This window comes from Mesorhizobium sp. M2A.F.Ca.ET.043.02.1.1, assembly GCF_003952405.1.
GTDB lineage: Bacteria > Pseudomonadota > Alphaproteobacteria > Rhizobiales > Rhizobiaceae > Mesorhizobium.
In genome coordinates this window covers 3,004,508-3,018,846 of the sequence record NZ_CP034445.1, presented here as the reverse complement: position 1 = coordinate 3,018,846, position 14,339 = coordinate 3,004,508, and the positions used below count along the sequence as shown (strand labels likewise).

Annotated in this window: 16 protein-coding genes; 14 read left to right on the top strand and 2 right to left on the bottom strand. The window is 64.6% G+C overall.

All coding sequences use genetic code 11. From position 1 onward, the window contains the following. Positions 1-315: 315 nt before the first annotated feature. The 8 genes from rplS (at position 316) to leuC (ending at position 6,839) form a co-directional block, all read left to right on the top strand. A complete protein-coding gene (rplS, locus tag EJ068_RS14250) occupies positions 316-837 on the top strand; it encodes a 50S ribosomal protein L19 (protein WP_127250208.1) in 522 nt (173 codons plus the stop codon). 439 nt (positions 838-1,276) lie between these two features. After that, a complete protein-coding gene (locus EJ068_RS14245; protein ID WP_127250207.1) occupies positions 1,277-1,711 on the top strand; it encodes an organic hydroperoxide resistance protein in 435 nt (144 codons plus the stop codon). Next, complete coding sequence (locus tag EJ068_RS14240; RefSeq protein ID WP_127250206.1) at positions 1,708-2,208, top strand: MarR family transcriptional regulator; 501 nt, start codon at positions 1,708-1,710, stop codon at positions 2,206-2,208. The genes EJ068_RS14245 and EJ068_RS14240 overlap by 4 nt, the downstream gene beginning before the upstream one ends. A gap of 168 nt (positions 2,209-2,376) precedes the next feature. Further along, entirely contained in the window at positions 2,377-3,174 is a 798-nt protein-coding gene (locus EJ068_RS14235) for a transporter substrate-binding domain-containing protein (protein WP_126063671.1), read from the top strand. 338 nt (positions 3,175-3,512) lie between these two features. After that, positions 3,513-4,322, top strand: coding sequence for an amino acid ABC transporter permease (locus EJ068_RS14230; RefSeq protein WP_127250205.1), 810 nt, complete (start codon positions 3,513-3,515; stop codon positions 4,320-4,322). A 57-nt stretch (positions 4,323-4,379) separates the two neighbouring features. Further along, positions 4,380-5,030 (top strand): class I SAM-dependent methyltransferase, encoded by a 651-nt coding sequence (locus EJ068_RS14225; RefSeq protein ID WP_127250204.1) that lies wholly within the window; start codon positions 4,380-4,382, stop codon positions 5,028-5,030. A 173-nt stretch (positions 5,031-5,203) separates the two neighbouring features. Beyond that, positions 5,204-5,356: a hypothetical protein gene (locus EJ068_RS14220; protein ID WP_189341599.1), complete on the top strand. Its 153-nt coding sequence runs from the start codon at positions 5,204-5,206 to the stop codon at positions 5,354-5,356. A gap of 73 nt (positions 5,357-5,429) precedes the next feature. Next, positions 5,430-6,839 (top strand): 3-isopropylmalate dehydratase large subunit, encoded by a 1,410-nt coding sequence (leuC, locus tag EJ068_RS14215; RefSeq protein WP_127250203.1) that lies wholly within the window; start codon positions 5,430-5,432, stop codon positions 6,837-6,839. 66 nt (positions 6,840-6,905) lie between these two features. On the opposite strand, the gene EJ068_RS14210 is transcribed toward leuC, so the two are convergent. Next, positions 6,906-7,211, bottom strand: coding sequence for a hypothetical protein (locus EJ068_RS14210; RefSeq protein WP_042645496.1), 306 nt, complete (start codon positions 7,209-7,211; stop codon positions 6,906-6,908). A gap of 165 nt (positions 7,212-7,376) precedes the next feature. Here EJ068_RS14210 and EJ068_RS14205 point away from each other — a divergent pair, with 165 nt between their 5' ends. Both EJ068_RS14205 and EJ068_RS14200 read left to right on the top strand, forming a co-directional pair. Continuing rightward, positions 7,377-8,573, top strand: a complete 1,197-nt coding sequence (locus EJ068_RS14205; protein WP_129554598.1) for a GGDEF domain-containing protein — start codon at positions 7,377-7,379, stop codon at positions 8,571-8,573. A gap of 383 nt (positions 8,574-8,956) precedes the next feature. Further along, entirely contained in the window at positions 8,957-10,159 is a 1,203-nt protein-coding gene (locus tag EJ068_RS14200) for a GGDEF domain-containing protein (protein ID WP_127250201.1), read from the top strand. Here the strand turns inward: EJ068_RS14200 and EJ068_RS14195 are convergent. After that, entirely contained in the window at positions 10,143-10,499 is a 357-nt protein-coding gene (locus EJ068_RS14195; protein WP_127250200.1) for a hypothetical protein, read from the bottom strand. The two genes, EJ068_RS14200 and EJ068_RS14195, sit on opposite strands and share 17 nt — an antisense overlap. A 341-nt stretch (positions 10,500-10,840) precedes the next feature. On the opposite strand from EJ068_RS14195, the gene EJ068_RS14190 reads away from it, so the two are divergent. The 4 genes from EJ068_RS14190 (at position 10,841) to sdhA (ending at position 14,339) form a co-directional block, all read left to right on the top strand. Next, a complete protein-coding gene (locus EJ068_RS14190) occupies positions 10,841-11,335 on the top strand; it encodes a hypothetical protein (RefSeq protein WP_127250199.1) in 495 nt (164 codons plus the stop codon). Positions 11,336-11,681: 346 nt separating this feature from the next. Then, entirely contained in the window at positions 11,682-12,104 is a 423-nt protein-coding gene (sdhC, locus tag EJ068_RS14185) for a succinate dehydrogenase, cytochrome b556 subunit (protein ID WP_126080476.1), read from the top strand. Continuing rightward, positions 12,104-12,499, top strand: a complete 396-nt coding sequence (gene sdhD / locus EJ068_RS14180; protein ID WP_126080477.1) for a succinate dehydrogenase, hydrophobic membrane anchor protein — start codon at positions 12,104-12,106, stop codon at positions 12,497-12,499. Before sdhC ends, sdhD begins: the two co-directional genes overlap by 1 nt. 4 nt (positions 12,500-12,503) lie before the next feature. Further along, complete coding sequence (gene sdhA / locus EJ068_RS14175; RefSeq protein WP_127250198.1) at positions 12,504-14,339, top strand: succinate dehydrogenase flavoprotein subunit; 1,836 nt, start codon at positions 12,504-12,506, stop codon at positions 14,337-14,339.

Here is a 14,339-nt window from a genome sequence, read left to right as displayed (position 1 = left end):
TCGCGCAACCCGGCATGAGGCAATAAGATGGTACCAGGAGCTCAAAAAATATGCCTTAAAGTTCTTTTTCGATGCATATCGTCGTCCCAGAACCGCGCACACTTCTGGGCGACATGCATTTGGACGTGACAAAGCGCCGAAATAGCTGTATGTCGCCGCCCGAACCGGAAGAACGATCTTCTGGACCCGTCAACAAATGGCGGTGTAGCCGTCCCTGCCCGATGTTTCGACAAAGGGCATAGCCGAGCGGTCGTTGGAACTGCAAGGCGAGTGAGGACGCTCTGACTGTCGGAAGAAAAGAAGTGGATATTTGAGATGGATCTCATCCGTCAGCTCGAGGCCGAACAGGCCGCCAAGATCGAAGCCAAGCGCAAGCTGCCCGAATTCCAGCCGGGCGACACCGTGCGCGTCCAGGTGCGCGTCACCGAAGGCAGCCGCACCCGCGTCCAGGCTTATGAGGGCGTCGTCATCGCCCGCTCCGGCTCCGGCTTCCAGGAGAATTTCACCGTCCGCAAGATTTCCTACGGCGAAGGCGTCGAGCGCGTTTTCCCGGTCTACTCGCCGATGGTCGAGGGCGTCGAGATCGTGCGCCGCGGCAAGGTGCGCCGCGCCAAGCTCTATTACCTGCGCGACCGTCGCGGCAAGTCGGCCCGCATTTCGGAAAACACCGGCGTGCGCGCCCGCAAGCTGAACGACGAAGAGCGTGATGCGCTGAACGCAGAGCGCGCCCGCATCGAGGCCGAGAAGGTCGCCGCCGCCCAGGCGCTGGCCGCCGAGACGGCCGCCAAGGAAGCCGCCGAGAAGAAGGCCGCCGCCGCGGCTGCTTCGGCCGAATAAGGCTTCTGCGAAACAGGTTCCGGAAAGGCGGCTTCGGCCGCCTTTTTCGTTTGGCGGAAAGCCCAAACCTACCGGCTCCCCGATCAGTTCCTATCCAACCTGCGTTCGCGCATGCCTTGGTGGTTGGCTGAAACGCCTGAGCTTCGTCATCCACGGGCGGAGCAAGGAGCGAAGCGACGCGGCGCAGACCCGAGGATCAATTCCGTGACATCGAGGCTCCGCAACGGTGCAGAATTCTGCCCCGCTGCACTCCGTAGCTGAGGTAACGGAATGGATCCTCGGGTCTTCGCTCCGCTTCGCGTCGCTCCGCCCGTGGATGACGAAGCTGAGGGCCTGCCACCGATTCATCTGAACACCGAAGACGGGCACACATCGTGGCCCTTGACACCCAGCTATATTGTACACTAAATAATCGTGTACAAATCAACGGAGATCAAAAATGTCTGCACTCTACACCGCCCAGGCTCACGTCAGCGGCGGCCGCAACGGTCACGGCGAAACCAGCGACGGCCTGCTCAAGGTCGACCTCGCGATGCCGAAGGAGCTCGGCGGCAAGGGCGGCGCCACCAATCCGGAGCAGCTTTTTGCCGTCGGCTATGCGGCCTGCTTCGAGAGCGCGGTGCGCTTCATCGCCCGCCAGCAGAAGCTGCCGCTCGAGGACGCTTCGATTACATCCACGGTCAGCCTTTATCCTAACGACCAGGGCGGCTTCCGCCTCGGCGTCGCGCTGGCTGCCGAGATCAAGGGGCTTGATCAGGCGGGCGCAGAGGCGCTTGTATCGGAAGCGCATAAGGTCTGCCCCTATTCCAACGCCATCCGGGGCAATATCGACGTGGCGCTGTCTACCACGGCGCTTCCGGCAAAGGCAGCATGACGACGACAACCGAAACCATGGCCAAGCAAGCCCCGGCGCAAGACGCCGGGGCTATCGCCGTGCCGCGTCTCGACCAGCAGCTCTGCTTTGCGCTTTATTCGGCGAGCGGGCTGATGACCAAGCTCTACCGGCCGCTGCTCGACCCGCTCGGCCTAACTTATCCGCAATATCTGGCGATGCTGGCGCTGTGGCAGCATTCGCCGAGCACGATCGGCGAGCTCGGCGCGGCACTTGGTCTGGATTCGGCGACGCTGACGCCGCTGGTCAAGCGCATGGAAGCGGGCGGCCTCGTCACGCGCCGGCGCGATGCCGCCGACGAACGGCGGGTGCTGGTCCAGCCGACCGCGAAGGGCGAGGCGCTGCGGGCCAAGATGAAGGACGTGCAGGAAGGGCTAAGCTGCGGCATGCCGTTGGAGCGGGCCGAGCTGAAGGCTCTGCACGGCACGCTGACACGGCTGGTCGCCGGGCTGCGTGAGGCCACCGCCGATCAGGACTGATCGCCGCAAAGGCCGTCCACAAAACCGTTTCCGAAGAGCATTGGATTTGCGTATAGCGCGCGACGTCGCAGCGGACCGGCTTGCATGGCGCTTGCGGCAAGCTAAAGTCGGCGCCGGATTTTCTCAGGCCGCGAAATTGCAGCGCGGTCGCACCTTCGGAGATTTGTCATGACCAAGTCGAAATTGCTGCTGGCCGCCATGGTGGCCTGCCTTCTCGCGCCTGTCGCCGCGCTCGCCGACAATCTGCCCGACCTCGGCGGCAAGAAGGTCGTGGTGGTGACGGAAAACGCCTATCCGCCGCTGCAGTTCATCGACAAGAAGACCGGCAAGCAGATCGGCTGGGAATATGACGCGATGGACGAGATCGCCAAGCGGCTGAACTTCAAGGTCGAGTACCAGAACACCTCCTGGGACGCGATGATCCAGGCGGTTTCGGACAACCAGTACAACATCGGCATGACCGGCATCACGATCAAGGACGACCGCAAGGAGAAGGTCGACTTCTCCGACCCCTATATGCGCTCGGAGCAGTTCATGCTGGTGCGCGGCGATGAAAGCCGCTTCACCGACGCCAAGAGCTTCGGCGCCTTCAAGGACGGTTTGATCGGCGCCCAGCCCGGCACCACGCCCTTCTACACCGCCGTCTACAGCGTGCTCGACGGCAACGAGCAGAACCCGCGCATCAAGCTGTTCGAGACCTTCGGCGCGACCGTGCAGGCGCTGAAGGCGGGCGACGTCGATGTCGTCTTGACCGACGGCACCGCCGGCAAGGGCTATGTCGATGCTTCCGAAGGCAAGCTGAAGCTGATCGGCGGCCCGCTCGGCACCGAGGATTTCGGCTTCATCTTCCCCAAGGGCTCGGACCTTGTGAAGCCGGTCAACGCCGCCATCGCCTCGCTCAAGGCCGACGGCACGTTCGACAAGCTCAACAAGAAGTGGTTCCTCGATTACAAGATGGGGCAGTAGCTCGTCTTGCTGCGCGCGGTGAGTTTGCAGGAAATCGCGCTGACATTGCGCCCAGTCCCCCCTCTCTGCCCTGCCGGGCCCGGCCCTTCGCTGTCGCTCCCGGCGTTCGTCGTTCGAAAAGCCAAGCAATTGGCTTTTCGTCCGCTACGCGGACCTCTCCTCACCCCCCTCAAGGGGGGAGATTGGACGTCGCGCCGGCTTTCGCCAACTATCGACGTCGCAGAGTCTGCGGAGCGGCTCAAACTGCTAATCTCCCCCCTTGAGGGGGAGATGGCCGGCAGGCCAGAGAGGGGGGCCTGGGCGCCATCCTCTCGGAACGTCCGCTCCACCGGCGTCGCATGATGGCCGCATCCACCACCAAACCCGAATTCCCCTGGTGGCTTGCCGCCGCGGCCGTCCTCGCACTGGCTGCAGCCCTCGCCATCGCGTCCAGCGACCTCTATGCCGAGGTCTTCGCCACCGTCGCCAAGGGCATCGGCATCACCATCATCGTCACCGCGGTCGCCTTCGCCTTAGCCTCGGCGCTTGGGCTCGGCATCGCGCTGATGGCGCTGTCGGGATCGCAGTGGCTGCGCCAGATCGCGCGCTTCTATGTCGAGATCATCCGCGGCGTGCCGATCCTGGTGCTGTTGTTCTGGATCGCCTTCGCCGGCGCGCCGGCCTTCGTCGCCGCCTGGAATGCGCTGACCGCGCCGCTGCAGAGTGCCGGGCTGATGGGCGAACTCCTGGTGCGCGACGTGTCGCTGTTGTGGCGCGCCATCATGGCTTTGACCATCGGCTATTCGGCCTTCATCTCGGAGGTGTTCCGCGCCGGCATCCAGTCGGTCGAGAAAGGCCAGATCGAAGCCGCCAAGGCACTCGGGCTCAGCCGCGCGCAACGTTTCAGGCTGATCGTGTTCCCGCAGGCGATCCGCATGATCCTGCCGCCGCTCGGCAACGACTTCGTCGCCATGGTCAAGGATTCCTCGCTGGTCTCCGTGCTCGGGGTCGCCGATATCACCCAGATCGGCAAGGTCTATGCCGCCGGCTCCTTTCGCTTCTTCGAGACCTATTCGATCGTTGCCTATATCTACCTCATCCTGACCGTCGGCCTGTCGCTGGCGCTGCGGGCATTGGAGCAGCGGCTGCGTCGGCAACACGGGGAATAGCCGGCAGCAAAAGTCCGCGCTACGATCCTCCGCTCATCATTGCGGAGGAGACGCCCCATGAATCTCGACAAGGCCAATGCGGCGCTGGATTCCGTCTATTCGGCCGACTCGCCGGAAGGGCTCGCCAGGGCCTATGCCGACTGGGCCGCGACCTATGACAGCGAGACCGCTTCGCTGGGTTACCTTCTGCCGTTCCTGATCACCGCCTGGGTGGCGCGGCACGTGCCGGCGGGCGAAGGCCCGCTGCTCGACGCCGGCTGCGGCACCGGCCTGTCAGGGCCGTCGCTGAAGGCGCTTGGCTATGGCGACATCGTCGGCCTCGACCTCTCCGATGACATGCTGAAGATCGCCGGCAGCCGCCAGGCCGACAACAAGCCGGCTTATGGCGAGCTGAAGAAGGCGATGCTCGGCGGCCCGCTGCCCTGGCCGGATCGGCATTTTCGCGCCTTCTTCTCGACCGGCGTCTTCACCATCGGCCACGCGCCGGCCTCCGGCCTGCACGAACTGGTGCGCATCACCAAAAGCGGCGGCCACGCCATTTTCACCGTGCGCGACCAGGTGTTCGAGAGCGGCGGGTTTCAGGGCGTGTTCGACGAGCTGACGCGGGCAGGGAGATGGCGGCTGGTGGAGCAGAGCCCATGGTTCCGCTGCTACGCGATCGGCGATCCGGAGGCGCTTGTGAAGACCTTTGTGTTCGAGGTGGTGTGAGCGCCAGTCTCTCCTTCCCCCCTTGTGGGGGAAGGTGGCCGCATAGCGGCCGGATGAGGGGTGCTCCGGGGAATGCCGGCGTCTCACTCCGCTGGAACACCCCTCATCCGTCTCGGCGCTGCGCGCCGATCCACCTTCTCCCGCAAGGGGAGAAGGGGTGCGCCGCGCCGCAATTGCCGAAAAGCCAAAACATTGCTATCTACGCCGCCATGGAAAAGCTTTTCAGCGATCCGGCCTACAAGGGTTTCGTGCTGCAGGACAGGAAGCGCCTGCCGTCGCGTTTCTCCGCGCGCGTTTGCGGCGCGCTGACCAGCCGACTTAACTGACCCGAGCGATCGCAGTCGTCGCGCCGGATTGCCGGCGTGCTTTTCCCATTCTCATATCGACGGATTTACGCACATGAGCGCACCGCGCACCCTCTACGACAAGATCTTCGACGACCATGTCGTCGACCGCCAGGACGACGGCACCTGCCTGCTCTATATCGACCGCCACCTCGTGCATGAGGTCACCAGCCCGCAGGCCTTCGAAGGCCTGCGTATGTCGAACCGCAAGGTCCGGCATCCGGAAAAGACGCTGGCCGTGGTCGACCACAACGTGTCGACCTCGCCGGAGCGCAAGTTCGGCATCAAGAACGAGGAAAGCCGCATCCAGGTCGAGGCGCTGGCCAAGAACGCCAAGGATTTCGGCATCGAATATTATTCCGAGAACGATGTCCGCCAGGGCATCGTCCACATCATCGGGCCCGAGCAGGGCTTCACCCTGCCCGGCATGACCATCGTGTGCGGCGACAGCCACACGTCGACGCATGGCGCCTTCGGCGCGCTCGCGCATGGCATCGGCACGTCGGAGGTCGAGCATGTGCTCGCCACCCAGACGCTGATCCAGCGCAAGGCCAAGAATATGCTCGTGCGCGTCGACGGCCAGCTGCCTGAAGGCGTCACCGCCAAGGACATCATCCTGGCCATCATCGGCGAGATCGGCACGGCCGGCGGCACCGGCTATGTCATCGAATATGCGGGCGAAGCGATCCGCTCGCTGTCGATGGAAGGGCGCATGACGATCTGCAACATGTCGATCGAGGCGGGCGCGCGCGCCGGCCTGATCGCGCCGGACGAGACGACCTTCGCCTATGTCAAGGACAAGCCGCGCGCGCCCAAGGGCGCGGCGTGGGATGCGGCGCTTGCCTACTGGAAGACGCTCAAGTCGGATGAAGGCGCGCATTTCGACAAGGTGATCGTGCTCGACGCGGCGAAGCTGCCGCCGATCGTCTCGTGGGGTTCCTCGCCGGAGGACGTCGTCTCGGTGCAGGGCATCGTGCCGAACCCCGAAGACATCACGGACGAGACCAAGCGTTCCTCCAAGCATCGGGCACTGGAATATATGGGCCTGACGCCGGGGACCAAGATCACCGACATCGCGCTTGACCGCGTCTTCATCGGTTCCTGCACCAATGGCCGCATCGAGGACCTGCGCGCCGCCGCCAAGGTGGTCGAGGGCAAGAAGGTCAATCCGCGCGTCAACGCCATGATCGTGCCGGGCTCCGGCCTGGTGAAGGAACAGGCCGAGGCCGAAGGCCTGGACAAGATCTTCGTTGCCGCCGGTTTCGACTGGCGCGAACCGGGCTGCTCGATGTGCCTGGCCATGAATGACGACCGGCTGAAGCCGCATGAACGCTGCGCCTCGACCTCGAACCGCAATTTCGAGGGCCGCCAGGGCTTCAAGGGCCGCACCCATCTGGTGTCGCCGGCCATGGCGGCCGCCGCCGCGATCGCCGGCCATTTCGTCGACATCCGCGACTGGAAGTAAACCACCGGCTTCAGAAGCAAACAAAAGGCCCGGGCGCTTTGTCCGGGCCTTTTGCTTTCAACAATCCTACCTGCGGATGATCTCGTGAAACTCCTCGCGCCGGCCGGGCTCGTCGGCGGCGACGACCAATGCCAGCTGGCGGTCGTCGAAGATCTTGAACCATTCGTCCCATTCGACCAACTCGTAGCCGCCGGCATTGGGCGGGCGTTCCGGCCGGTCCTCGTCCTCATAAGCCTGCTGGTCAAAAACCAGGCGCAGCATGGCTTGCGTGCCAGGCTCCGGCGATACATCGACAATGGCCGGAAAGCCGGCCCGCGCAGCCGCCCAGGAGCGGATTTCATCGTGATCGGTCAAAGTGATCGTGTCGGCCATCGCAATCGTCTCCTGTCTGGCGTCTCCAGTCTTGCCGGACAACGCCGCTCCGGCAAGCCCGGTTCCCCATGGTTTCGCGGCGTATTTATCGAGAGCGCTTAACCGCTTGTTTGGGCTTAAGTCCTAACATCTCCCCTTGGGTAAGTTGGGGAAAGTCGCAGTCCTTTGGACACCGGTCTGCTCATAGCGCTGCTCAATCCGACGATAGCGCTGGCGCTCGGCGCTGCGTTCCTCGTGCTGTGGTGCTATCAGCGCCATCGGCCCTACCTAGCGGTCCTGGCGGCAAGCTATGCTCTCGCCGCTGGCGGGTTCCTGTTCCAGCACTTCACCTTCCCGGTCGGGCTGGCGCCGTCCAAGTTCCTCTCCAATCTGTGCTTCTGCCTTGCCGGGTCCTGTCTGGTCGGCGCCATCGTCGCGCGCCACGGCCGGCCCGTGCCTTATGCCGGGATCGGCGTGCTGGCGGGAAGCGGCATGGCCGCATTCAGCTGGTTCCTATTCGTTCAGCCGGACCTGACATGGCGCATCCTCGTCGTCAATTTCGCGCTTGGCGGCATCAGCCTTCTGGCCGCCGCCGAACTGCGCGTGGTGCGCGGCAATGGTCCGACGGAAAAAATGCTGTTCGTGCTGGCGTTGCTTTCCGGGCTGAACTTCTTCGTGCGGACGCTGGCCATCATCATCGCGAATGGACCGTTCAAGAGCTATGACGAGCTCTATGCCTCGTCCTACTGGACGACGGCGCTGCTGCTGCACGCGCTGCTGTCGCTGCTGATCGCGCTTTGCCTGTTCACCGCGGCGGCGCTCGACGTGGTGCGGGCGCTGAAGGCCGAGACCCACACCGATCCGCTCTCCGGCATCCTCAACCGCCGCGGCTTCGAGGAGCGGTCGACCGTGCTGCTCGATCAGTGCGCCAAGGCAGGCTTTCCCGTCGCCCTGGTGCTGGCCGACCTCGATCACTTCAAGGCCCTGAACGATCAATACGGGCATGAGGCCGGCGACCGGGTGATCGCCGACTTCGCCGCGAAGTTGCGTTCCGCCACCGGCGCGCGCGGAGCCGCCGGCCGCATCGGCGGCGAAGAATTCGCCGTGCTTCTGCCGCTCAGCGACCTGGGCGCGGCAAGGCTGTTCGCCGAGGCGATCCGTAGCTTCTATTCGGCCGGCACGATCGACGGCCTGCCGCCCGGCGCCAGGGTGACCGCGAGCTTCGGCGTCGCCGCCCGCTCCGGCAGGGAAGGGCTGAAGCCGTTGATGCGACGCGCCGACGAGGCGCTCTACAAGGCCAAGAAGAACGGCCGCGACAGTGTGCGGCTTTCCTATGAGAGGCCCGAAACGACATTCGTCGCCGAGCCGCTCGCGGTCGGGTGAGACGGGTGGACACCCGCGCCTTCGTCATCCACGGGCGGAGCGACGCGAAGCGGAGCGCAGACCCGAGGATCCATTCCGTGACCGCCGCCGAAGAATGCAGCGGGGCAGAATTCTGCATCGTGAGCGGCTCTCGAAAGCAACGGAATGGATCCTCGGGTCTGCGCGCGTCGCTTCGCTCCTTGCTTCGCCCGTGGATGACGATCGGAGGGATGGCTCGGCCAATCGCGGAACCAGGGATTGCCATTGACCTCTACGTCGCGTTCCAAATGCTCTGACGACCGGACGGGTTTTTAGCTAATCGCAAAGGTCCGCGCTCCTTCCGCCATACCACGCGTTAACGTGATTTTCGCCGCTCGATGATAGCCCTCGGTCAAGGAGCAGACATGGGCAGCGCCGACTTCATATTGATGATCAACCTCGCCGTCGCCGGGCTGCTGGCGGCGGCGTTCATGGCGATTGCCGTGTATGGCACCGGGCGCGCGTCGGCGCGTTGGCTTGCCTTCAGCTACCTGCTCGGCATGGCTTATTTCGGCATCGAATTCAGCATCCCCTCCTTCTCGGACGCCCGGTTGCCGGTCGTTGCCGCCTTTGCCGTGTTCCTCGGCGCGACCATCGCTTTCAATGGCGGGTTGGCCCATAAATACGGCGTGCGGCCGCCATGGGCGCCGATGCTGTGCTTCCTGGTCGTCGCGTCGGCCGCCGTCTATCTGGTGCAGGACCTGCCGCGCCAGTCGCTGGCGCGGATGATGGCCTACCAGCTTCCTTATGCCGCCATGCAGTTCGCGGCGCTCGGCATCGTGCTGTCCTCCCGGCAGAGGCTTGCATGGCTGGACCATGTGCTCGCGCTGGTGCTTGGCGCCAGCGCCGTGCAATTCGCCTCCAAGCCATTCATCGCCGGCGCGCTGGGTGGCTGGGGCGCCAATCCGCAGGCCTATGTGCAGACGGCTTACGCGCTGGTGTCGCAATCGCTCGGCACCGTGTTCGGGCTGGCGCTGGCGCTGCTTGCGCTCGCCGTGCTGGTACGCGACGCGCTCAGCGAGGCGACCTCGAAATCGGAAACCGACGCTTTGTCGCGGCTGCTCAACCGCGGCGGCTTCGAGCGCCACGCGGTCTTTGCGATGCGCGACGCCGTCCGCCGCGGCGTGCCGGTGGCGCTGGTGATCGCCGATCTCGACTATTTCAAGAGCATCAACGACAGTTATGGCCATGCCTGCGGCGACCGCGTCATCGAGACATTCGCCGGCTTCCTGCGCGAGGCCGCGGCCGAGCACCATGTCGCCGGCCGTATCGGCGGCGAGGAGTTCGCCATCATCCTGCCGGGCACCAATCTTGCGGCGGCGCGGCTGTTTGCCGAAGGCGCGCGCAACGCATTCGGAGCCTTGCCGATCGAGGGCCTGCCCGCCGACCATCGCTGCAGCGCAAGCTTCGGCGTGGCGGAGCTGGCCGCCGACGAAGGGTTTGCCGATCTTCTGCGGCGCGCCGACGCCGCGCTCTACGACGCCAAGAATGCCGGCCGCGACTGCGTGCGCGTGTCAGGCGCGCTCAGGCGACGTCAAACGCCGACGATCTTCAACGGCAAGGGCTGAGGTTGGGCATCTCGCCGTCGGAAAGCCCGTACATATAAGATCGGCCCTTGACCAGCACCGGCGGCTGATAGCAGCCGGGCGCGCCGGGCTCGTCCGCGTCGTCATAGACGACATCGGGCTGACCGGCGCTGGTGAATTCGGAAAGCTTCGCGGCAAGCTTGCCCTTGCCGACGATGATGCGCTTGTAGCCGGCGGCGCTGTCGATGACGAGATTGCCGAAGGAATCGGCATAGACGCGGTCGTGATGGCGCAAGCCGGCTTCGGCCGGCGCGGCGATCGCCAAGACCAATCCCGCCAGCACTGTTGCGGCAAGGCTAGCCCGCACTGAATTCGAACGCATGTCGCTCTCCCTTGATGGCGCGACGGATCGCGCCTGGATTCCGGTCCGAATCGGAAATTAACCCTTTCTTAACCTTTGTTAAGAGGCAGGGGGCTTTCGGCACCGGTTCTTAAGGAGCATGGTTAATTTCGAGGGCCGGTTTCTTGCCGCCGTCGGGCGGGCATGCAGCCGGCTCACTCTGGGTGAACTTGATCTTGATGCCTCGCGTGGCTAGAGCGGTTCGCCGTTTAACGGAAACGACAAACCACTCTATCTCTTTGTTTTGACGCAATTCCGGACGGAAAACCGTTTCACACTTTTCCTGGAATTGCTGTAGCGTGCCGCGCACGAAAGGGCAGCGCATGAGCTTTGGCCACACGGTTCGGGTGTCGATCACCATCCCGCTGCTTCTCGCAGCCGCGGCCTGCGTGCCGCAGGACGGCGTGCCGAAGGCGGCCAATGCGGCGGCCCCGGTGGCCGCGCCTGCGCTGGCACAGCAGTCCGCCGCATCCGCGACGCCTCCAGCGCCGCCGGCATCTCAAATGCCGCAGGAAGCCACTGCGCCCAAAACGTCCGCACCCCAGGCAACCAAGATCATCACCGACCTCACCGTGCCGCGATCCGGCATCGGCACAGCCACCTACAGATGCGGCAATGGCGGCATGATCACCATCCAGAATCTCGGCTCGTCGCTGCGCGTGGCTCGCCCGGATGGCTCGACCGAGGAATTCGCGGCCTCGCCCGCCAACCAGAGCAGCCGCTACCAGGAAGCGGCCACGCATGACGCAATCGTGATCGACGGACGCGAAGCGCTGGTGATGAAGAGGGGGTCCACCCCGCAGACCTGTCGGAGATAGCAGGTGTGCTGATATTCAGGTGAGGCCGGCCTGCAAATGGCGGCTTCCTGCGCTTCCGGTGCTCACGTACTTCGACTCGGCCTGACCTGAATCTCAGCACACCCGCGCTTGTCCACGCAGCTGTGTATACCGCACTGCAGCGACGTTGCGCCGGCTTCGAAACAGCCGCTAATCGATTGAAGCGCGCGACCACCGGTTTGTCAGACTAAATGATGTTTCCAAAACGATTTTCCGGCTTTGACGCGGTGCAAAAAGAGAATTAGAAACCGCCTGTCCGGAGCCATATATGAGGGCGGAAAACGCTGCTCCTCGGTAGCGGCATCCAGGACGCCGAACTGGGGCAGCCATGAGCAAATCACCAGCCACCCGCGCAGTTGCCAGACGTGAACGGCCGCTCTCGCCGCATCTGACGATCTACCGGCCGCCGATCACGATGACGATGTCGATCATCCATCGCATCACCGGCGGCGCGCTTTATTTCGGCACGCTGCTGGTGGCGGCGTGGCTGATCGCCGCCGCGAGCTCGCAGGCCGCCTTCGACTGGGTCGACTGGGCATTCGGCTCCTGGCTCGGCCGGCTGGTTCTGTTCGGTTATACCTGGGCGCTGATGCACCACATGCTGGGCGGGCTGCGCCACCTCATCTGGGACACCGGCGCGGGGCTCGAAAAACACACCGCCTCGAAGATCGCCTGGGCGACGCTCGCCGGCTCGATCGTGCTGACGCTCCTGATCTGGATAGCGGGCTATGCGGCAAGGGGGGCCTTTTGATGAACGCGCACAATTCGGACATGCGCACGCCGCTGGCGAGGGTCCGCGGCCTCGGCTCGGCCCGCGAAGGCACCGGGCATTTCTGGCGGCAGCGGCTGACCGCCATCGCCAACATTCCTTTGGTCCTGTTCTTCGTCGGCTTCCTGATCGCGATCAACGGCCACGGCTACGCGGAGGTGCGGGCCGCGCTCGCGAACCCGTTTGTGGTGGTCATGTTCGGCTTGGTGCTGATCTCGCCGCTTTATCACATGCGCATCGGCATGCAGGTGATCATCGAGGATTATGTCCATGGCGAAGGCATGAAGCTGGCGCTGATCGCGCTCAACACCTTCTTCTGCGTGGCAGTCGGCGTCGCTTCGCTGTTTGCCCTGCTCAAACTCGCATTCGGAGGCTGACGTCTTGGCCAACGCAAATACAGCCGGCACGGCTTCCGCCTACACTTTTGTCGATCACAAATTCGACGTGGTGATCGTCGGCGCCGGCGGCGCCGGCCTGCGCGCCACGCTCGGCATGGCCGAGCAGGGGCTGCGCACCGCCTGCATCACCAAGGTGTTCCCGACCCGCTCGCACACGGTCGCCGCGCAAGGCGGCATCGCCGCCTCGCTCGCCAATATGGGCCCCGACAACTGGCAGTGGCACCTCTTCGACACCGTCAAGGGCTCGGATTGGCTGGGCGATATCGATGCGCAGGAATATATGGTGCGCGAGGCGCCCGCGGCGGTCTACGAGCTCGAGCATTACGGCGTGCCGTTTTCGCGCACGGAAGAGGGCAAGATCTACCAGCGGCCGTTCGGCGGCATGATGATGAATTTCGGCGATGGCCCGCCGGTGCAGCGCACCTGCGCGGCAGCCGACCGCACCGGCCATGCCATGCTGCACACGCTCTACGGCCAGTCGCTGAAGAACAATGCGCAGTTCTTCATCGAATATTTCGCGCTCGACCTGATCACCGAGCCGGACGGCACCTGCACCGGCGTGGTGGCCTGGAATCTCGATGACGGCACCATCCACCGCTTCTCGGCCAAGATGGTGGTGCTGGCGACCGGCGGCTACGGCCGCGCCTATTTCTCCGCCACCTCGGCGCATACCTGCACCGGCGATGGCGGCGGCATGGCGGCCAGAGCCGGGCTCGCGCTGCAGGACATGGAGTTCGTGCAGTTCCACCCGACCGGCATCTATGGCGCCGGCTGTCTGATCACCGAAGGCGCGCGCGGCGAGGGCGGCTATCTGGTCAATTCCGAGGGCGAGCGCTTCATGGAGCGCTATGCGCCGTCCGCCAAGGACCTCGCCTCGCGCGATGTGGTCTCGCGCTGCATGACGATGGAGATCCGCGAAGGCCGCGGCGTCGGGCCGAAGAAGGATCACATCTTCCTGCATCTCGACCATCTCGACCCGGCGGTGCTGCATGAGCGGCTGCCGGGCATTTCGGAATCGGCGAAGATCTTCGCCGGCGTCGACCTGACCAAGGAGCCGATCCCGGTGCTGCCGACGGTGCACTATAATATGGGCGGCGTGCCGACCAATTATTGGGGCGAGGTGCTCGACCCGACGGCCGAGAATCCCGACCGCGTGCTGCCCGGTCTGATGGCGGTGGGCGAGGCAGCGTGCGCGTCCGTGCACGGCGCCAACCGGCTGGGCTCCAACTCGCTGATTGATCTTGTCGTCTTCGGCCGTGCCGCGGCCATTCGCGCCGGCGAGGTGATCGACCGCAATTCGCCCATCCCTGCGCCCAACGCGGCCTCGGTCGAGAAAATCATGGACCGCTTCGACCGGCTGCGTCATGCCAACGGCTCGACGCCGACGGCAAGCTTGCGGGAAAAGATGCAGCGGGCGATGCAGGAAGACGCGGCGGTTTTCCGCACGCAGCAATCGCTCGACAATGGCTGCAAGCGCGTTTCCGAGATCTGGGGCGAGCTCAAGGACATCAAGGTCACCGACCGCTCGACGATCTGGAATTCCGACCTCGTCGAGACGCTGGAGCTGGAAAACCTGATGGCCAACGCCATCACCACGGTCTATGGCGCCGCGGCGCGCAAGGAGAGCCGCGGCGCGCATGCGCGGGAGGATTTCTCGGCCCGCGACGACGCCAACTGGCGCAAGCACACGCTGGCCCATGTCGGCGAGGACGGCACGGTGACGCTCACCTACCGGCCGGTGCATACCGAGACGCTGCTGGCGGAAAAGGACGGCGGCATCAACCCGGCCAAGATCGCGCCGAAGGCCAGGGTGTATTGA